The sequence below is a fragment of the Oligoflexus sp. genome, assembly GCF_035712445.1.
Lineage (GTDB): Bacteria > Bdellovibrionota_B > Oligoflexia > Oligoflexales > Oligoflexaceae > Oligoflexus.
In genome coordinates this window covers 47,799-65,679 of the sequence record NZ_DASTAT010000002.1, presented here as the reverse complement: position 1 = coordinate 65,679, position 17,881 = coordinate 47,799, and the positions used below count along the sequence as shown (strand labels likewise).

Sequence of the window (17,881 nt, the reverse complement as noted above, 5' to 3'; positions counted from 1 at the left end):
CAGGAGGTAGTTATGCGATTTCTCGCTATCGTCTTCGGTCTTGTTCTGACAAGTGCTTGCACAACAGTTTCCAACCAGGCTGATGTGGAAGGCAAAGTGGACTCCTGGCTCGGAATGGATGCCAGCACGGTGAAACAAACCTGGGGCCAGCCCACACAGGAAGTGAACGTGGGCACGGATACCAAGGTCGTCCAGTATTCTTCAGCAGAAGGCGAGCAGAGCTGCCGCGTGGTCCTGACTTTCAATGCTCAGGGTGAAGTGGTGGCGACGCGCTGGACGGGTGCGGATCAGGACTGCCAGAACTTTGTGAAGGCCTCACCCGCCTATGAAATGACGATGGGTGAAGAAACCAACATGGCGATTCTGGAAGCTGTTGAGAATTTCAAATTCTGATCCCTGCGAGGCCGTCTAACCTGGACGGCCTTCGCCTTTAAAACTCCCCGCAACATGAAAATCCGGTTTTTCCCCCGCATGCTCCATCGCCCAGTACTGTTTTTCCCCAGACTTCAAATGCACAACAGCTGTGACGCCATAACGCAGAAGCGGCCTTTCCCTTGTGAAGGACTGGTAGAGCGGTATTTTCACCTGAAGCAGGAGCTGATGATCATTTTTGATCCAGTTCAGGGGCTCAAGAGGCTGAAGCCGGAGGGCTCCGCCCGAAAGCTGCCGATAGGATTCAAAATGATAGTAGGCCCAGTTTCCGCTCGGGCTGAAGTTCCATTCCTCATAAGCGCTCTGCCCGCTTTCCTGAAGGAAGATTTCCAGGCAGGTCGTGGTCCAAAGCTCATCACGAAAATGAGGATTGCTGACTGTCATCGGCAACATCAGTTCGTCCACAGGACCCTGAATGCGATAGCGAAGCTCCAGCGCATCCGCTTTGAAATCAAGGTCGCAGAAGATTTGAAAAGCGGCGGCCGCCGGTGTGGGCGCAAAGGGGCGAAGCTGGTCCATTCTGGAATTCTCCTGAATCGGGTTTTACCAGCTTCCCGTATTCGGCATCGACATCCAGGGTTCTGCAGGAGGCAAAGCTTCGCCGCGCTGCAGGAGTTCCACCGAAATGCCATCGGGTGACTTCACAAAAGCCATGCGGCCCTCGCGCGGAGGGCGCAGGATGGTCACGCCACCGGCCTGAAGGCGTCGACAGATTTCGTAGATATCATCGACCTCATAGGCCAGATGCCCGAAATTCCGGCCGTTGCCATAGGAATCTGGTACATCCCAATTATAGGTCAATTCCACTTCCGGTTCACCCGCTGCGGTGGCCAGAAAAATCAGCGTGAAGCGTCCTTCCGCGGATTCCTTGCGCCGGGTTTCCACAAGGCCGAGCAGTTCGCAGAAAAAATGCAGCGACGCGTCCACATCGCGAACCCGCAGCATCGTATGAAGATATTTCATAAAGACTCCGTTCAATCCTTCCTGGGACCAACCCAGACCGCGAACGACCGCGCGTTGACGGGGAAGTCCCCGAAGCCTTCGCTGTCGATCGTTACGCAAGGAAGCTTGTTATCCAAAAGGTTTGTGAAGCAGGCGCCGGCGAAGCCTTTGCCCATTTCCATGCGCTTCGAACCCGCGCCGTTGTCACTTAAAACCACGGCGAGCCCGGTTTTGTGCGTGGCATCACCGCTGCGGGTCCAGCCCACGATGTCCGGCGCATCAAAATAGGAGCGCTGTTCACCGTAAGCATGATCACGCCTGGCCGCCAAAAGAATATCCAAGGTCTGGCTTATGGCCGGGATGCGGATGTTTTCATAGGACGCGCCGGTGTAATCGGCACTGAAGACCGAAGGATAGCCTTCTGCGCGCAAAAGGATCAGGGCATAGGCCATCGGTTTGAACCAATCCTGCACGGGGGATTGCAGGGCCTGAAGCGGCTGGGTGTCGTGATTATCGACGAAGGTCACGGCGTCCTGCGGCGCTCTTTCCAGCAGCGTATCATCCAAGAGCGTGGCCATGTTGAAGCCGCCGCGAGCCTGGGCCGCGCGGAAGAAGTTCATATGCAGCGGCACATCGAAGAGCGCGTGATCCTGCTCGTTCAGATAATCGAGCAGCGTGTCCACGGAAAAATCCCAGTACTCGGCCACCGTGAAAAGATCGCGACCTGCCTGCTTGCGCACATGCTCAACCCACTCCCGCAGGAAGGGCGACTTGATATGCTTGACGGCATCCAGGCGGAAACCATCGAGGCTTGCAATGTTCTGGTACCAGGCGCCCCAGTTTTTCATTTCCGCAACCACATCGGGGTTGTTGAAATCAACGTCCGCGCCCATCAGGTAATCATAGTTGCCGTTTTCCTTCGAGACTTCGCTCGCCCAATTCTTGCCCGACGCGTTGAAGCGATAGATGCGGCCGCGCTGCTGGCTCTGCTGATCCCAATCCACGCCTGTGAAGTGCGACCAGTTCCAACGGAACGTGGAATAACGATTGCCGCGACCGGCGAAATCGAAGAGCGTCCAAGCCTGGATCGTATAGCTGCTGCTCGTATCCTTGCTGCGGTTTCTAGGATCGACTTCGATGGCGGAAACGGCCTCGGTGCGGTCGGCGCCCATGCGATGATTCATGACGATGTCGGCATAGACATCAAGCTCAGCCGCATGCGCAGCCTGAATCAAGCGCAAATATTGGTCTTTGTCCCCATACTTGGTGCGCTTGCTACCTTTTTGCTGGAATTCACCAAGGTCATAGGCATCGTAGACGCCATAACCCACATCAAAGCCCCCACCGGCGCTTTTGTAGGCAGGTGGCAGCCAAAGAGCGGTAAAACCCTTGTTCGAAAGAGTTTGGGCCTGGCTCGCCAGGTCTTCCCAAAGGCGGCCATCGGCTGGGGTATACCAGTGGTAAGCTTGGAACAGCACGCCGTTGACGCCTTGCTTGCGCTGCTCCTTGGGACCGCCGGTCAGGGCCGCCGGTGCCTGGGGCTCTCCAACGGGTCCGGTATTGCCGGAACTTGGCGAACCGCATGACATCATAAAGATTAGGCAGAAGCTTGAGACCAAACGTTGGAGCGACATGGTTCCCCCTCATGCAGCAATGGTTTATCCCTTGTAGCAAAATTGGAGGGGCTCGCGAAAGAAAAAACCCCGCTCACGCAGACGCGGAACGCCAGGGCCGGCCATTCATGTAGCGAAATTTCGCTCGTCTGTGCAAACGGGGTGTGGCAGTGAGCGCAGGGCCAGAGGCTGCAGTGACAGCCGCTGATGCTGCACTGTTTTTATAGTAGCACTGGCTCGCGAAAGCGGCAGCTGTCGTTGACTTACGACAAAATCTTGCCAAGCAAGCGATGGTCTTCCACAAAACCTTTCAGCTGAACCCTTTGCACAACGCCTGGTTCCACGTTCGCGTGACTCGGCGCACAGACTTCCAGATAATTTGTGCTTTTGCCCAAGCGGCGCCCCTGGCTATCGACATCGTTTTCCCAAAGGACCTCGGTTTCCTGTCCAATGAAGCGGCGGTTGTATTCGTGCTTCAGACGGCCGGAAAGATCGCGCAGAATCTTCGCCCGTTCCTTGACCAGCTCGGGAGCCAGGTGGCCGGGCATTTTTTCGGCGGCGGTATTGGGACGCTTCGAGTAGGGGAACACATGCAGGTAGTTCAAACCTGTGCGTTCGATGAATTCCAAAGTGCCGGTGAATTCCTCGTCCGTTTCGCTCGGGAAACCCGGGATCACATCGGCGCCGAAGTTGGCCTTGGGAAAATAGCTGCGAGCCATGGCCACATTTTCCGCATACTGCCGACTGTCATAAGTTCTTCTCATCATCTTCAGGATACGATCATGGCCTGATTGCAAGGGCAGGTGAAAGTGATCGCAGAAAATGTCGGGTCTTTGGCTCAGCACTTTCAAGAGGTCCTCGGTCAGCTCGCGTGGTTCGAGCGACGAGATGCGGATGCGGACCATGTCCGGCCAGCTGAGCAGCTCGCGGATCAAAGCCACGAAACCATCGTCCTGGCCGATGTCGACGCCGTAGTCACCGATATGAATGCCGGTGAAAACGATCTCCTTCACGCCCAGATCGATGAGGCGCCTGACTTCACGCGTCACCTCGGAAGGCGCCACGCTGCGCGAGGCTCCGCGGGCATAGGGAATCAGGCAGTAGGCGCAGAAACCATTGCAGCCGTCCTGGATTTTCAGAAAGGCGCGGGTTTGCGTGGAATCAGCTTCGAGCATGGTCAAAGACGATTTGAAGTGCCCCTGGCGATTGCCGCTGACAGCTTTGACGTGTGAAGGCAATTTGGTGGCGCTGGCTTCGGTCACGCCCTGGTTCTTCCGATCGGCGAAGGCATGCGTGGCTTCGACGATCAGATCTTTCGTCTGATTGGGAAACACGAGGTCGACCTCGTCCATTTCCACGAGGCGCTTGGAATCGGTCTGCGCATAGCAGCCGGTGGCCACCACGATGGTCTCAGGATTGTCGCGACGGAATTTGCGGAGGAGATAGCGGGCCTCCTTATCCGCGTTATCGGTCACGCTGCAGGTATTGAGCACCGAGACCGTGGCCGCGGACGGGTCATCGACGAGTTCATAGCCGAGCGCCTTGAATTGATTTTCAATCGCATGACTGTCGTAGCTGTTGACCTTGCATCCCAAAGTTTTTACGTACACGGTTGGCATAGCTAGCTTTCCTTGATCATCCTAAGAACGTCATGACTCGCGCAAGATTTACGGAATTCGGGCCAGGAAGGCAAGATAAGACTTTGAGAAGGGAATTCGATGCTTTATATGTGGCAGCTTCAGACCTTGGGCTGTCGGGCGGGATCGTGATGGGGTAAAATGAAACCTCATTATCCCGGACCAGTGGGGAGTAAGTGCGCAGTGAGGTGCCAATGCTCGCGAACTATGGCTTCTTTTTGATTTTTCTTTGTTTCATTTGCAGCGTCTATGGGTTTTTGTCAGCCATAATGGCAGCATTCTGGCGGCATAAGCGATTGTATCTCTCCTCCAAACTGGCCATCACGGTGACCTGTGCGTCCGTGCTCGTTGCCTCGGGACTTTTGATCTGGGCCTTCTACCATCGCGATTACTCGATCGCGTACGTGTTCAAAAATTCGAGTAATGACCTGCCGGCGTTTTATACGCTGACGGCGTTCTGGTCCTCGCTCGAAGGCTCGCACACGCTGTGGACGGCGCTCCTGGCCATCATGGGCACCATCGCGGTCTGGACCAGCTCGCGTGACAATGAACACATCATGCCCTACGTATCCGCCTCGATTCAGGCGGTGCTGGCCTGGATGTTCTACCTCGCGATCACCCACTCCGATCCCTTCGTCCTGAATCTTCCTGCGCCTCCCAACGGTCGGGGCATGAATGAGCTCCTGCAGAACTACTACATGGCCATCCACCCGCCGCTTCTTTTCACCGGCTACACGCTTTTGGGCGTGCCCTTTGCGTATTCGATCGCGGCTCTCTGCTACGGTGATATCACCGAAGGCTGGTTGAAAACGATTCGCCGCTGGACACTCGCGGCCTTCATCTTCCTGACAGCTGGTATTACCCTGGGTGGCCGCTGGGCTTACGTCGAACTCGGTTGGGCCGGTTACTGGGCCTGGGATCCGGTGGAAAACTCAAGCTTCATGCCCTGGCTTCTGGCGACGGCGCTCCTGCATTCGCTTCTGGTTCAGGAAAAACTTGGTCATTTGAAAAGACTCAGCATCGTCCTCGGTATCGGCGCCTTCTTCATGAGCTACGTGGGAACCTTCCTGACCCGTTCGGGTGTGGTCTCCTCGGTGCACTCCTTCGCGGAATCGCCGATCGGTCCTAACTATCTTTATTATCTGGCTGGAACTGTCCTGATTTCTTCAGGCATTTACGCGTTCCGCGCGCCTTCGATCCTGCCTTCGGACACCGAAAAAGTCTGGGGTGTTTCCAAGGAATCAGCCCTCGTCATGACCCAGTTCCTCCTTCTCTCCTTCGCGGCTATCGTCTTTATCGGCACCATGTTCCCCATCGTCTCGGAAGCCATCACCGGCCAGCGTATTTCGGTGCAGGCGCCATACTTTAATATGTTCGCGCCTTGGGTAGGCCTCGGTCTGATCCTTGGTATCGCCATCGGCAACCTGATGCGCTATCAATCCGATAAGATTCCCAACGGCAAGGTCATCATCCTCGGCGCCATCGTTTTTGCGATTCCCGTCACACTCTTCCTGATCTACATGGGCGATGTGATGGCAACCAAGAAAACCTCGTCTTTGATCGCGCAGCTGGTCGGTCTTTATCTGGCATCGTGGGCGATCGGCTGCCTTTTCGGTGACATTTACTTCCGCCTCAAGGACATGCGTTTCAAGTTCGGTCTTTTCTTCGATCGCAACCTCGCCTACTTCGGCGGCTGGGTCGCCCACATCGGCATGATGATCGCGATCATAGGCTTTCTCGGCAACTATCGCGGTCTTGAGGAACGCGTGACGGTCCATGCCGGTGAAAACTTCTCGTTCTTCGGCTACCGCTTCGAGTTTGGTCAGGAAGGCATCCAGGTAAAGCAGGTGCTGAACGCCACGCATTACGAAGCGCACCTGAAGATTTTCCGTGAAAAAGACAACGTCATGATCGAGGACGCACACCCCGCTCAGAGCCGTTATCCGACCAAAGATCAGGTGTTCAACGAAATCGCCATCACCGGCAATATCTGGCATGATATCTACGTTGTCCTCGTCGACTTCGACAAGGTCAGCGGCAAGCGGGTGACCTTCCAGGTGAACATCAACCCCACGGTCCGCATCGTCTGGGGTGCCATCGTGCTGATGGTTATAGGCGGTATCATCGCCCTCTTGGATAAGTATCGTGGCAACCGAAGCCGCGATGTGGTCGCCGGTGCATGGGAGGTGAATTCATGAAACGGCTTCGTTTGGCTGTGGCTCTTGGTTTTATGTCCTTCGCCCCGATGTCCGCCTGGGCCCAGATGCCGGAATCCCATCCTCCGGTCACGCCGACGACCCAGCCCTCGCCCGAGGATCTGGATACCGGCCTGAAGGGACTTTTGGGATCGGATCGCAAGGACAACGACATCTATTTCCGCGATGTGGCCAAGGAACTGCGCTGCCCGACCTGCACGGGTCTCAGCGTTCTGGAATCCGATGCCAGCTTCTCGGTTCAGATCAAGGATCAGGTGCACGAGCAGATGAAGCTCGGTAAGTCCAAAGACGAGATCATCAAATACTTCGTGGAACGTTACGGCCCGTGGATTTTGCGGGAACCTCCCAAAGAGGGTTTCAACCTTCTGGCCTGGGGTGTGCCGATCGCTCTTTTGATCGGTGGTCCTATTTTGATTTGGCTCCTGGTCTGGCGACGCAAGGTGCAGTTCAATGCCCATGGCGTCCGCAGCACCGAAGCTTTGATCAAGGAAATGCATGACCGGCTGCTGCTCATGAAGGAGAAGAAAGGATGATGATCGTCTTTGCCGCTTCCATATCCGTGCTTGCCGCACTGATTATCCTTTCCCCTTTCTTTTTCGGTAAAGGTGGGCATCTGCAGGCCGCAGCGTCCATCAACTCGCTCGATAGGCTCGAAGCGGTGAAGGAATCCATCCTGAAGCGCTTTCTGGAAGATGAACGCGCCTATGAGGAAAAGCGGATCTCGAAGATGGCCTGGGAACAGCGCCGGCAGTATCTGAGCAATCGCTATATTGATGCCGCTCGTCGTTTGGACTACCTGCAGAATTTGGCCAAGGAACAGGCCGCTGCCCAGAGCCAGGGAAAGGGATCGGTGAATGGTTAAGTTGAAAGTTGCGTTCGCGTCGCTCCTTTTCGCCCTGAGCATGCAGGCGATGGCGGCGGTCCAGGTGACCAATAAGCACATCTTCGTCCTTTACCCGGGCGTCGATTCCGTCTTTGGCAGCTATATCTTCATGGTGACGAACGACGGCACCCAGCCCGAGCGTTTGAGCTTCCCCGTGATGCTGCCGACCGAGACCATCGACTTCCAGGCCCAGGAAGGTCTGGCTCCCAATGAATTGAACCTGGGGCAGGACGGTGGTTTGACCATCGACAAGACCTTTCCCCCTGGTGACACCCTGATCACGATTGGCTTCAAAGTTCCGGCGGAAGTCGGAACCGGGCGCATGACGCTTAAGGCCGCGCAGGCCTTTGAATCCATCGGCATGTTCGTCTTTGAAGGCAAGTTCCAGATCAGCGGTCCTGGTTTGGATATTCGCCGGAATGTGGATTTCTCGGGCCGGACCTATGACACCTACACCCTGAACAAGGGCGAGGGCGGCAAGACCTATGAAGTCGAGCTTCAGAATATTCCCGAAGGTCGCGGACGCCTTTGGACGATTGGGTGGGTGGCGGCTGTCGCCCTCCTGCTGATCGCAGCAGCGCTCGCCTGGTTCTCGCGCCCCCAACTTCCACAAGGGGCGGAAGACACACTTTGAAGAATGTCCTGCTCAAAGGAGTTTTGCTGGCCGTCGGGCTCATCCTTTTTTTCAAGGTGGGTCTTCGGCTGATGCTGGTCGGCTGGCGCCTCTTTGTGCCGATGCTGGTGATCACGGTCGTTTATTTCATCGTTCGCCAGATCATTCAGAATAAAAAGCTCGCAAAAAAACCGGATCCCGATACGCTCGGATCCGGTCAACCCATTGCGATCTGTCCTGACTGTCACAAGCCGCGGGGATCCTGCCCCAAATGCAAAGACTGATCAGGCGCTGGTTTTGCGGATGCGCGTGCCGATGCCAGGATCGACAATGATGATCTTGCCGTTCGGCTGCTTTTTCTCCAAAGCCTCAAAGCGCACCAAAGTCTTCTGAACATTCTTCTCAAAATTTCTGAAAATGATCGGGTCGTAGTCCGCGGCCGAGTCCTGCATGATCTTGAGGGCGTCGCGGGCGTCATAAGCTTCCTTATAGACCCGCTTCATCAGAAGCGCGGAATACACATCCGCAATGGACACCACGCGCGAGAAGAGATGAATGCCGTCTTCCTGCTCTTCGGCACGGCCCTTGCGGCCGAAGGGGTAGCCCAGACCATTGAATTTCTCATGATGCTCCAGCGCCACCCGCGCGACGTTGCGATCTATGACCGAGCCCTGATCGATGGCCCGGCAGATCTCTTCATAACCCAGGGTGGTGTGGGATTTCATGCGTTCATATTCATCGGGCGTGAAACGGCCCGGCTTATTCAAAAGTGAATGCGGCACACAGGTTTTGCCCACATCGTGATAAAGGCCGCCCTGAGTGATCAGGACGGAATCCTCGCGACTCCTGCCGAGCATGGTGCGTGCGATCACGCCGGATAGCATGGCAACCGAGGCGCTGTGATCATACAGTGTGGGATCAGCCCGAACCATGCGGCTCAGGGTTCCGACCGCGACCTCGCATTCCATCAGATTGTTGACGAGTACGCCCGCCGCTTCGCGCGCCTGCGCGGCCACCACGGGGCTAAGACCGCCTCGCACCATCATCTGGCTGGCGCGACTCAGGTTCACGAAGGAGCGGATCACCTGGGCATCCAAAAGGGGATCGCGCCGCAGCAAAAGATCAATCTTCTTCTCACGCACGTCACTGATCAGGGCCTCGAAGCGCTTGAAGTCCTTCTGGGCCACGCAGATATCGACGTTATGATAATCGCGGTTGCGGGCGGCAATGATCTGATGAACCAGCTGATGAGAGAAGGAGGCGGCATCTATGAATTCGATCATTTCATCATCGACTCGGAAGTAGATGGTGAAATCTATACTTTTGATCTCAAGGAGGTAATGAAAGAGTTCGAGGCTTATGCTCTGGAATTGATGCATATCCGCCTGCGAAACATGGAAAATGCGGCATCGGGTTCTTGTCTCTTTCGAGATGGTATACCGCTTCATTTTCATCACCATCATCCTTTTTCGATGTGTGATCAAAGGATCGGATGGGGCCCTTTCATCTTGAGTATCCGGCCAGTCAGGTGATTTTCATCAGCTCTTCCCAAGGGATCAGGAATCGTGACGAGCGGTAAAATTTTGCGCGAGTCCGCAGAGAATCGGGAAAAACTAAAAAGCCTCCCCGGGAAGGGAGGCTTCTGACCTGAAGCTTATTTATGCTGGACGGGATCATCGTTCTGACCCGCGTCATCATTCTGATGTGGGCAGTCCTTGCCGCTGTCATCATGATTTTGGCTGGGGTTTTGACCCGGCTCATCATCACAATCATCGTGGGGCGGAACCACCGGACAGTCCTTGCTTCCACCTTTGCAGTCATCCTTGGGAGGGACTGGAGTCGTGGTCGGCGTTGGCGTTGGTGTTGTCGTCGGGTTCGGTGTTGGGCAATTCGCATCGCCTTCCTTGCAGTTCGGATCAGGAACCACGCAGGTCTCACCTGGTTTGCAGGTTACAGGCGGCTCGACGACGACGACGTCGGCTTGCTTTTTGTCCTTTTTCTTGCCTTTGCCGTTAAACTTGGCATTGCCGCAGGCACTGCTCATGAAAACGAGGGCCAGCAAAAGGCTGTGAATCAGTGGTTTACGCATCTTAAAACCTCATAGGGTCGAGAGTGATTCAGTTCTGTGTGAAGACGCCTTTTAGACGTGCCGTACTTCTAGCACAAAAACCGGGCAAGTCAACTAAATTTGACCAGCCTAAAGGAGGCGGAACCCAGCCGGCGCAGCGTTTTGCGCCTTATGCCGGCCTGGGGGCCGCGGAAATCAGCCGACTGCCGGGAAGGTCCCGATCAGTTGTGACTTTGCTTAGTGTTGACCTGGGTCATCGTTCTGACCTGGATCATCGTTCTGACCTGGATCATCATTTTGTCCTGGATCATCAGGACCTTGGCCGGGGCAATTGATGCCATACCATGTGCATTCATCAGGAATCGGCGGCTGGCAGGTACCCTTCTTGCCACAATTGGGATCCGTAGGGGTCCCAGGGGTTCCTGGGGTGCCAGGGTTTCCTGGAGTGCCAGGACCGGGCGTGCCCGGGGTTCCTGGGGTGCCGGGCGTTTCGGGATTGCCAGGATTGTCAGGAATCTCGCTGCCTGGGTCGTCAGTGCCGGGCGTGGTTCCAGGGTTTGTGCCTGGAGTTTCGGTTCCGGGTGTTGTACCAGGATTTGTAGGATCGGGAGTTGTTCCAGGAGTTTGGCCTGGATTTTCACCCGGAGCGGTTTCCGTGGGAGCCTCGTTCTGGTCACCGTTCAGACCACTTTTTCCAGTGAATTTCGCGGTGTTACAGGCGGTCGAAAGAGTCAAAAGAGCGATCAAAGCTAAAGAGCAGGGGAAACTGGGCAACTTCATAATCCACCTCAAGATAAACAGCAACAGCTTCAGGTCTAAATTGCGCAACGTCAGTTCGACGTTATGAGGTAGATACCCTAGCCCCGCCATGAAGTCAACATCATTTTGACATGCTTTGAAGATAAAGATAAAAGTAAAAGCAAAACAAATGGTTAGGGAAAATTTTTCCCGGTATGATAAGTAACCTTCGTGAAATGGGAGTTTGGAATGAAACGCATCACCCTTATAGGAATCATCATCGTGGCCCTGGTGGCCATTATCGCCATCAGTGTTGCTATCAATACTGGTGAAAAATCGCCTATTTACGTCGCCGGAACCGTCGAGCTTCCCAGTGAAATGCGGGCCGAAGCCGAGGGCATTCAGACCATGTTTGTCACCGTGTTTGATGAAGAATCCCCAATGCCTATGCCCTATGGCGCGATGAAGGAAAGGCTGCCGGCTGACCTCACGAAGCCCATTGAATTCTCGCTGACCAAGGAAAAAATGCAGATCATGAACCCCGATTCCCGTATGCCTCGCTATATGCGCGTCAAAGTTCGCTTTGATAAGGACGGCATGGGGGGCGCCGATCAGCCGGGTGATTTGGTAGGCATAGTCGAGCACGTTCAGTTTGGCGCTGATAACGTTCGTCTCAAGATTCAGCAGAAGATCTAAAACCTAATCCTTTTATCCCTCCTTATGACGGGTCATGATGGCGTCCAAACGGCCGCTTGCGACCCGTGGTCCCCTCGGGTAGAAACGAATACCTTGGCCACCAACTCCTTGATGGGAGTGTCCCAAAATGATGCGCAAAATGGCTCTCAAACTTGTCGACGCAATGGACGTGGAACTCAGGCGCTCCATGGAGCAACTGCGGGCTCCGCGGCATCCGCGTCCCTACTATATGAGCTACCTTGTCCGTGATATCGAAAACTACACGGTCTGGGCCCGCTATGGTTCTCTTTACCAGGATAAACGTGATCACAAGCGCGTGTGCTATGCCGATGTCCGCGTGGGCAGTTATCGATACGATAACACCAGCAAGGGCGGGCTCAGTGATAACAATGAAGAGAGCGAAACCAACTATGAAGTTACGGAACTGCCGATCGAGAATGATCTCGACAGTTTCCGCTTCAGTCTCTGGCGTTTGACCGACGCCAAATTCCGCGATGCGGTGAGCAAATTTCACGGGAAAAAATCCCGCGACGTGAGTTTCCTCGACCAGAATCGCAGTCTGCCGTCCTTTCAAAAACTCGCGACCGAGACCAGCATTGCGAAACTGCGAAGCTTCGAAGTGGATCAGGAGCATTGGAAGCAGTTCGTGAAAAAGGCGAGCGTCGTCTTTAAGAAATTCCCCGAGATCAAAAATTCCTATGTGGAATTCAGCACAGACCTCGTCACCAAGATCTTCGTGAGTTCCGAAGGCGTGCAGCGCGTCTGGCAGGAACCGCTCTTCAGCCTGACCGCCTATTTCTGGTACCACACCAAGGAACTGGACCAGGATTACAGCATAGTCCGGCATGTGGCGCGCATGAACGAGCTGCCGGATCTGAATACCTTTAAAAAGGCCATTGAAGACAAGGTCGCGCAGTTCCGCGACGTGGCCGGTGGCGATGAGATGACGTCCTATGCCGGGCCTGTGCTCATGGCCCCCAAGGCCGCAGGCCTTTTCCTGCATGAAGTCGTGGGCCATCGTTTGGAAGGCAGCCGCCTTCTTTCCGAAAGTGAAGGCCGCACCTTCCGTGATAAGGTCAACCGCCGCATCATGCATCCGGATCTGACCCTGATCGATGATCCCGGAATCGCGGCGGTGGGTTCACAGTCGCTGATCGCTCATTATCCTTTTGATGATGAAGGTGCTCCGGCGCGTCCGGCGAGCCTGGTGGAAAAGGGTGTGCTGAAAGGCTTTCTGACCACCCGCAGTCCTTTGCAAAAGCGCGGGCATCAATCCAATGGCCATGCTCGGAATCATGGCGACGAGCGTCCGATCAGCCGCATGGCGAACCTTGTGGTGCGAAGTCACAGCCAGCACAGCTGGAATGATCTGAAAAATATGCTGATCGCCGAAATCAAACGCAGAAAACTGCCCTACGGCATCATCCTGCTCGACGTCGAAGGCGGGGAAACCGAGACGGAAGCCTATAATTTCCAGGCTTTTTTGGGTCAGATCGCGGTTGCGGTGAAGATCTATCCCACTGGCAAGGAACGCTATGTGCGGGGCGTTGATTTCGTCGGCACACCGCTCAGCAGCCTGAACGATATCATCGCTGTCGGCCGCGACCTTGTCGTCGACAATGGCTTCTGCGGCGCGGAATCCGGGACCATTCCCGTTTCCACCGTGGCACCGGCCATGCTGCTCTCGAACCTTGAACTCCAGGCCAAAAACCCGTCGAAGGTCACGCAGTACGCGATGGATCTGCCCTGGTTTGATAAAAAGCTCGCCCGCAAAAAATCGCGGGGCTGAGCCCTTCGTTCAGTTCTGCACACCGACCAGGTTCAACGCCTGGTAACGTTTCACTCCATAGCGATAGACGCCCAGAGCCAAAAGCCAAAGCACGAAAACACCCGCAGCGGCCTGGGCGAAGTCGATCACAGTGCCGGTTTCAATCCAGCTCATGGGCATGAGGGAGATGGCGGCGACGGGGCTTAAAAGGATCAGCGTGCGACCGATGCCGGTCGGAAAGATTTTGCCGACGGGATAGCCGCAGAGAATGATGGCCAGATTATTAAGGAGATGAGCCATCGCATTCCCACGCGGCAGGAAGAAGGCGAGACTGCCGGAGAGAACGAACAGGGAATAATAGGCGAAAATAGCCAGAATACTGGCGAAAAAAGACCGAATGGCGATCCCGGTTTCGCCCATGCCGATGAGCAGGCCGATACCAGCCAGACCCAGAATCAAATCGCCGAGAGCGGACGGATGCAGGGCGTGCGTGCCCACCAAAAGCAAAGGATGCCGTGGTGTGGCGAGCTTGGATTCAAAATGCCCATTGACGATCAGATCGCCCATTTCAATCCAGCCGCCAAAGAAAAAGCAGAGCACACCATAGGACAGCATCATCAGAACATTCAGGGCTATGTAGTAATGCAGAAGGTCCTGATTCTGTTCTTTTCCCGCAAAGAGCATGCCCCACATGCCCAAAAGAAAGATGCCGTTATTCAGCACCATGCCTATGGTCGCCGCCAGGAGGTTCGGAACATTCGAGATATGGGCGCTCATGTTGTAGCGCAGGGCTTTTCCAAGAAAGCGGAGCATTCATCCTCCCCAGCTCTGGTGGCGTTTGCGCGCATAATGAAAGAACAGGATATTGCTCACGAAAAAGATCAGCATCCAGACAAGGACCCTGGTCAGCCAGGCTGCAGGGCTTAGCTGATAGAACTCGCCTTTCAGACAGTAATGCCCCACCTGAAAGAATAGATCGGAGGCCGGACTCTGCAGAAAAATGCTGCGTCCCGGTTCGCCATAATCCGCCAGCGGGCAGAAGACTCCACCCAAAGCTAGGAATATTTTCGTGATGGGCAGAACCAGATAACGGGTTTCCTGCCACAGGAGCTGCGCAGACGCGAGTATGCTGGCCATCAAAGCTTCCATCACTCCCAGCAGCGGAAGAAGAAACAAAAGACGCAGAAACGCCTCCCAAACCAGCCGCGGGGGTACATCCATCAGCAGAAGGGCAGGGACCGCGCAGACGCAGTAGATGAGGCGTCCACCCAAGGTCGCCCCGAATTGCCCGGCGAAGGTCAAGCCCAGCCAGGAGCGTGGGCGCGCGAGGCCCATGGAAAAATCCGCCTGCGATCTTTGCAAAAAAGCCGAACGCAGGAAAGTCAGGAACAAAAGCTCGGCGATCGCGATATAGACGTAAATCTCGGCGCGCGTGTAGTTACCCTGATAGGCGTTGAATTTATTCCACATCGCCGTCAGAACGAGGATCAAAAGGGGGTAAAGCAAAAGATAGGACAGCGATTGCCCCAGATCGGAGAAACGCTCCTTGAGCTGGAAAAAACCATAGCGGCCATAGAAGTTCAAGGTTCTAAGGACGGGCATAGCGGGCTCCCAGAACCTCTTCCAATGTCACCTCACTGATGCTGATGTCCTGGAGCGATTCCCCATAATGCTGCGACAGCGCGAAAAGGCTTTCGGACATGGGCTGCTCATGAGTCAGGACTTCATAAACATGCGAGAAGGGATTGTCGGCTTTCTGCAGGCGAAAGCGTGAGCCTTCGGTCAGTATGGGTTTATGCGCATCGTTGGTCGTCACGCGGATGCGCCGCAGATTCTGCAGCGGGCCTTTCAGCGCTGTCAACGGTCCATCGAAGACCTTGGTCCCATGGTCGATGAGTATGGCCCTTTCGCAAAGAGCCTCGACATCCGAAAGATCGTGGCTCGTCAGCATGAAGGTGGTTTTCTCATATTTCTGCCAGTTGCGAATGATCTGCCGCAAACTGTTCTTGGCCACGATATCAAGGCCGATGGTGGGTTCATCCGCGAGCAGGACCTGCGGCTTATGCAAAAGGGCGGCAGCGATTTCGCAGCGCATTCTTTCGCCCAGACTCAAAGAACGAACCCGACGCTTGACGTAAGGCTCCAGAGCGAAGGCCTCGACCATCTCGCTCAGCCGCTGCTGCTTGAAAGGGCCGCTCAGAAAATAAATCTCGGCGGAAAGATCCAGACATTGTTCCACCGTCATGTGTTGATAGAGCTGCGAACGCGTACCAAAGACGAGCCCGAGTTTTTGGTTGGCTTCCTGGCTGCCGGCGTTGAAGCCCAGAATGCGCGCTGAACCGCTGCTGGGGCTCAGGATGCCACAGAGCATTTTGATGGTTGTGCTTTTACCCGCCCCGTTGGGTCCCAGGAACGCCACTGTTTCGCCGGGCTCAATCGAAAACGTGAGCGAGTCCACCGAAGGCGTCTGGCTTTTGGGAAAGGTTTTTGTGAGTTGAAGCGCTTCGATAGCAACGCTGGCAGCAGACATGAGCGGCTTTCCTTCTCGGCAGAACAGGATGGGACGCATCTTCTATCCTGACTTGGATTCCGGCCCCTAGCAATCCTTAAATCCAGGCGTCGTCCTCACTTTTGATCTGTACCTTGGGAGTTCCATGCTGCATGATTTTAGCTGCATGTGGTTCCTCCAGTAGACAGTGGTCAGGACTGCAATTCCCCTTCCCATTTGCCTGGGATTCGGTTAATCAGAACTTGATAGAGGCCGCGTAGCCAACGGAGAAACACCTATGCTGGACCGGGAACCTCCCATTTTCAGCCCTTATGACCCTATGAGCGCCGGCCGAATGGCCCCTGCGCCTGCTCCCAAACGTTCCTGGCTGTCCATGGCAGCCCTGACCCTTCTGGCCATTTGCATGACCTTTGCTGGTTTAATTTTAGGCTTTGTTGTGGGTGATTCCTTCGGTCGGCGTAATGCTCAGTACGACAATCCTGACTTGCGCGAATACTATGCAGGCAAGTGCTACGATTACTGGGAAACTCAGCTGAAACAGACCCTGACCTCGACTCTGCAGCAGGATGCAGTGGAGCGCAAAGGTCAGGATCAGAAGCTGGATGAGATTTTTACTAAAATGCAGGATCTGGAGCACGCCATGGCTGAATTCACAGCCGGACGTGGTCTGAGCCAGCAGCAGACAGTGGAAGCTGAGAAAAGCTCAGTTGCAGCCACGAAGGCGGCAACACCCAGAAAAATGTGAAAGGGAGGTCCTATGCCATGGCTACGAAACTGCGTGGTCTTTCGTCTTCGCTCCGCCATCTCCTCGTCTTCGGCAGTTTCCTTTCAACCCCGATCGCCTGGGCTGAAGCCCGTCCGAAAGAGCTGTTCCCAAGCTCTCCCGTAATTCAACGCCAGGTTGATTTCTGGGAACGCATTTTCACCGAATTCAAAAGCAACGAATTCGTCCTCCATGATCGCGATAATCTTGCTGTGATCATCGGTTCCATCAAGGTCCCGTATGATATCAATGCCAAGGCGCGGAATATGGATCTGCCTATTATTTCACCTGATGATGAGATCGAATCCTACAGACAGGCGTTGCGACGCTTCGTAAGCGAAGGACCCAGCGCGCGTTTGAAAGGCAAGCGTGAGCAGGAAATCTGGAACGCTTATGTTAAGAAAAACGCGCACAGAAGTCTTCTGACCGGCAAAGCTGTGCTGCGGGTGCAGGGCGGACTCGCCGATACATTCTACGCGGCATCTCAGCGTGCGGAACTTTATCTCCCACTTATGGAGAAGATCTTCCGTCAGGCACGATTGCCAACGGATTTAACGCGCATCGTGTTCGTGGAATCCATGTTCAATTTAAAGGCACGGTCCAAAGTCGGAGCGTCCGGATTCTGGCAACTCATGCCAGGAACTGCCCGGGATTACATCAAGGTAACGCGTACGCGTGATGAACGGAACTCTCCCCTCATTGCAACCCGGGCTGCAGCCGGGGTCCTGCGCAGCAACTATAATGCTCTGGAGGCGTGGCCTTTGGCCGTGACGGCTTATAACCACGGACCGGGCGGTATGAAACGTGCAATGGCCAAATTGAAAACAAAGGATTTGTCGGAGATCATACTGCTGTATGACTCTCCCAGCTTTGGATTCGCGAGCAGGAATTTCTATTCGGAATTCCTCGCTGCCACGAAAGTGCATCGCGAGCTGGTGGAACAGCCCGCACTTTCCAGAGTGGCAGGAGAAAATCCGGATAAAGGCTGACCTCATGTTCAGCA

Annotated in this window: 20 protein-coding genes; 10 read left to right on the top strand and 10 right to left on the bottom strand. The window is 55.0% G+C overall.

Annotated elements, in window-relative coordinates; translation table 11 throughout:
* Positions 1-12 precede the first annotated feature (12 nt).
* On the top strand, positions 13-393 hold the full coding sequence (locus VFO10_RS00440) for a hypothetical protein (protein ID WP_325136685.1): 381 nt from the start codon (positions 13-15) through the stop codon (positions 391-393).
* Positions 394-408: 15 nt separating this feature from the next.
* Here the strand turns inward: VFO10_RS00440 and VFO10_RS00435 are convergent, their stop codons facing one another.
* From VFO10_RS00435 to mtaB, 4 genes are all read right to left on the bottom strand, one after another.
* Positions 409-951 (bottom strand): DOMON-like domain-containing protein, encoded by a 543-nt coding sequence (locus tag VFO10_RS00435; RefSeq protein ID WP_325136684.1) that lies wholly within the window; start codon positions 949-951, stop codon positions 409-411.
* Between the two features lie 24 nt (positions 952-975).
* A complete protein-coding gene (locus tag VFO10_RS00430; RefSeq protein ID WP_325136683.1) occupies positions 976-1,395 on the bottom strand; it encodes a VOC family protein in 420 nt (139 codons plus the stop codon).
* Positions 1,396-1,406: 11 nt separating this feature from the next.
* Positions 1,407-3,008 carry an alpha-amylase gene (locus VFO10_RS00425; RefSeq protein WP_325136682.1) on the bottom strand — a complete coding sequence of 534 codons (1,602 nt, stop codon included), beginning with the start codon at positions 3,006-3,008 and terminating at the stop codon, positions 1,407-1,409.
* Positions 3,009-3,250: 242 nt separating this feature from the next.
* Positions 3,251-4,606 (bottom strand): tRNA (N(6)-L-threonylcarbamoyladenosine(37)-C(2))-methylthiotransferase MtaB, encoded by a 1,356-nt coding sequence (gene mtaB, locus VFO10_RS00420; protein ID WP_325136681.1) that lies wholly within the window; start codon positions 4,604-4,606, stop codon positions 3,251-3,253.
* Between the two features lie 314 nt (positions 4,607-4,920).
* Between mtaB and VFO10_RS00415 the strand changes: the two genes are divergently transcribed.
* From VFO10_RS00415 to VFO10_RS00395, 5 genes are read left to right on the top strand one after another with little or no spacing between them, the layout of a single operon-like run.
* Positions 4,921-6,822 carry a heme lyase CcmF/NrfE family subunit gene (locus tag VFO10_RS00415; RefSeq protein ID WP_325136680.1) on the top strand — a complete coding sequence of 634 codons (1,902 nt, stop codon included), beginning with the start codon at positions 4,921-4,923 and terminating at the stop codon, positions 6,820-6,822.
* Positions 6,819-7,373, top strand: a complete 555-nt coding sequence (locus VFO10_RS00410; RefSeq protein WP_325136679.1) for a cytochrome c-type biogenesis protein — start codon at positions 6,819-6,821, stop codon at positions 7,371-7,373. The genes VFO10_RS00415 and VFO10_RS00410 overlap by 4 nt, the downstream gene beginning before the upstream one ends.
* Positions 7,370-7,702 (top strand): hypothetical protein, encoded by a 333-nt coding sequence (locus tag VFO10_RS00405; RefSeq protein ID WP_325136678.1) that lies wholly within the window; start codon positions 7,370-7,372, stop codon positions 7,700-7,702. Before VFO10_RS00410 ends, VFO10_RS00405 begins: the two co-directional genes overlap by 4 nt.
* On the top strand, positions 7,695-8,357 hold the full coding sequence (locus VFO10_RS00400) for a hypothetical protein (RefSeq protein ID WP_325136677.1): 663 nt from the start codon (positions 7,695-7,697) through the stop codon (positions 8,355-8,357). The genes VFO10_RS00405 and VFO10_RS00400 overlap by 8 nt, the downstream gene beginning before the upstream one ends.
* Entirely contained in the window at positions 8,354-8,620 is a 267-nt protein-coding gene (locus tag VFO10_RS00395) for a hypothetical protein (RefSeq protein WP_325136676.1), read from the top strand. Before VFO10_RS00400 ends, VFO10_RS00395 begins: the two co-directional genes overlap by 4 nt.
* Here the strand turns inward: VFO10_RS00395 and VFO10_RS00390 are convergent, their stop codons facing one another.
* The 3 genes from VFO10_RS00390 to VFO10_RS00380 form a co-directional block, all read right to left on the bottom strand.
* Complete coding sequence (locus VFO10_RS00390) at positions 8,621-9,790, bottom strand: HD-GYP domain-containing protein (RefSeq protein WP_325136675.1); 1,170 nt, start codon at positions 9,788-9,790, stop codon at positions 8,621-8,623.
* Positions 9,791-9,990: 200 nt separating this feature from the next.
* A complete protein-coding gene (locus tag VFO10_RS00385) occupies positions 9,991-10,425 on the bottom strand; it encodes a hypothetical protein (RefSeq protein ID WP_325136674.1) in 435 nt (144 codons plus the stop codon).
* A 216-nt stretch (positions 10,426-10,641) separates the two neighbouring features.
* A complete protein-coding gene (locus VFO10_RS00380; RefSeq protein WP_325136673.1) occupies positions 10,642-11,184 on the bottom strand; it encodes a hypothetical protein in 543 nt (180 codons plus the stop codon).
* Positions 11,185-11,391: 207 nt separating this feature from the next.
* Here VFO10_RS00380 and VFO10_RS00375 point away from each other — a divergent pair, with 207 nt between their 5' ends.
* Entirely contained in the window at positions 11,392-11,838 is a 447-nt protein-coding gene (locus tag VFO10_RS00375) for a hypothetical protein (protein ID WP_325136672.1), read from the top strand.
* Between the two features lie 127 nt (positions 11,839-11,965).
* The gene (locus tag VFO10_RS00370; protein WP_325136671.1) at positions 11,966-13,627 is read left to right on the top strand and encodes a TldD/PmbA family protein; all 1,662 of its coding nucleotides are present in this window, start codon (positions 11,966-11,968) and stop codon (positions 13,625-13,627) included.
* A 9-nt stretch (positions 13,628-13,636) separates the two neighbouring features.
* Here VFO10_RS00370 and VFO10_RS00365 read toward each other — a convergent pair whose 3' ends face one another.
* From VFO10_RS00365 to VFO10_RS00355, 3 genes are read right to left on the bottom strand one after another with little or no spacing between them, the layout of a single operon-like run.
* On the bottom strand, positions 13,637-14,419 hold the full coding sequence (locus VFO10_RS00365; RefSeq protein WP_325136670.1) for an ABC-2 family transporter protein: 783 nt from the start codon (positions 14,417-14,419) through the stop codon (positions 13,637-13,639).
* The gene (locus VFO10_RS00360) at positions 14,420-15,208 is read right to left on the bottom strand and encodes a hypothetical protein (protein ID WP_325136669.1); all 789 of its coding nucleotides are present in this window, start codon (positions 15,206-15,208) and stop codon (positions 14,420-14,422) included.
* Positions 15,195-16,136: an ABC transporter ATP-binding protein gene (locus tag VFO10_RS00355; protein ID WP_325136668.1), complete on the bottom strand. Its 942-nt coding sequence runs from the start codon at positions 16,134-16,136 to the stop codon at positions 15,195-15,197. The genes VFO10_RS00360 and VFO10_RS00355 overlap by 14 nt, the downstream gene beginning before the upstream one ends.
* A 256-nt stretch (positions 16,137-16,392) precedes the next feature.
* On the opposite strand from VFO10_RS00355, the gene VFO10_RS00350 reads away from it, so the two are divergent.
* Both VFO10_RS00350 and VFO10_RS00345 read left to right on the top strand, forming a co-directional pair.
* Positions 16,393-16,860: a hypothetical protein gene (locus VFO10_RS00350; RefSeq protein WP_325136667.1), complete on the top strand. Its 468-nt coding sequence runs from the start codon at positions 16,393-16,395 to the stop codon at positions 16,858-16,860.
* Between the two features lie 17 nt (positions 16,861-16,877).
* Complete coding sequence (locus tag VFO10_RS00345; protein WP_325136666.1) at positions 16,878-17,867, top strand: lytic transglycosylase domain-containing protein; 990 nt, start codon at positions 16,878-16,880, stop codon at positions 17,865-17,867.
* The last annotated feature ends 14 nt before the right edge of the window (positions 17,868-17,881 follow it).

Coding starts and splice junctions, on each gene's coding strand:
- VFO10_RS00400 (WP_325136677.1), top strand. CDS start 7,695: ATGGTTAAGTTGAAAGTTGCGTTCGCGTCGCTCCTTTTCGCCCTGAGC.
- VFO10_RS00375 (WP_325136672.1), top strand. CDS start 11,392: ATGAAACGCATCACCCTTATAGGAATCATCATCGTGGCCCTGGTGGCC.
- VFO10_RS00365 (WP_325136670.1), bottom strand. CDS start 14,419: ATGCTCCGCTTTCTTGGAAAAGCCCTGCGCTACAACATGAGCGCCCAT.
- VFO10_RS00350 (WP_325136667.1), top strand. CDS start 16,393: ATGCTGGACCGGGAACCTCCCATTTTCAGCCCTTATGACCCTATGAGC.
- VFO10_RS00410 (WP_325136679.1), top strand. CDS start 6,819: ATGAAACGGCTTCGTTTGGCTGTGGCTCTTGGTTTTATGTCCTTCGCC.
- VFO10_RS00405 (WP_325136678.1), top strand. CDS start 7,370: ATGATGATCGTCTTTGCCGCTTCCATATCCGTGCTTGCCGCACTGATT.
- VFO10_RS00425 (WP_325136682.1), bottom strand. CDS start 3,008: ATGTCGCTCCAACGTTTGGTCTCAAGCTTCTGCCTAATCTTTATGATG.
- VFO10_RS00360 (WP_325136669.1), bottom strand. CDS start 15,208: ATGCCCGTCCTTAGAACCTTGAACTTCTATGGCCGCTATGGTTTTTTC.
- mtaB (WP_325136681.1), bottom strand. CDS start 4,606: ATGCCAACCGTGTACGTAAAAACTTTGGGATGCAAGGTCAACAGCTAC.
- VFO10_RS00440 (WP_325136685.1), top strand. CDS start 13: ATGCGATTTCTCGCTATCGTCTTCGGTCTTGTTCTGACAAGTGCTTGC.
- VFO10_RS00370 (WP_325136671.1), top strand. CDS start 11,966: ATGATGCGCAAAATGGCTCTCAAACTTGTCGACGCAATGGACGTGGAA.
- VFO10_RS00385 (WP_325136674.1), bottom strand. CDS start 10,425: ATGCGTAAACCACTGATTCACAGCCTTTTGCTGGCCCTCGTTTTCATG.
- VFO10_RS00435 (WP_325136684.1), bottom strand. CDS start 951: ATGGACCAGCTTCGCCCCTTTGCGCCCACACCGGCGGCCGCCGCTTTT.
- VFO10_RS00345 (WP_325136666.1), top strand. CDS start 16,878: ATGGCTACGAAACTGCGTGGTCTTTCGTCTTCGCTCCGCCATCTCCTC.
- VFO10_RS00380 (WP_325136673.1), bottom strand. CDS start 11,184: ATGAAGTTGCCCAGTTTCCCCTGCTCTTTAGCTTTGATCGCTCTTTTG.
- VFO10_RS00355 (WP_325136668.1), bottom strand. CDS start 16,136: ATGTCTGCTGCCAGCGTTGCTATCGAAGCGCTTCAACTCACAAAAACC.
- VFO10_RS00390 (WP_325136675.1), bottom strand. CDS start 9,790: ATGAAAATGAAGCGGTATACCATCTCGAAAGAGACAAGAACCCGATGC.
- VFO10_RS00430 (WP_325136683.1), bottom strand. CDS start 1,395: ATGAAATATCTTCATACGATGCTGCGGGTTCGCGATGTGGACGCGTCG.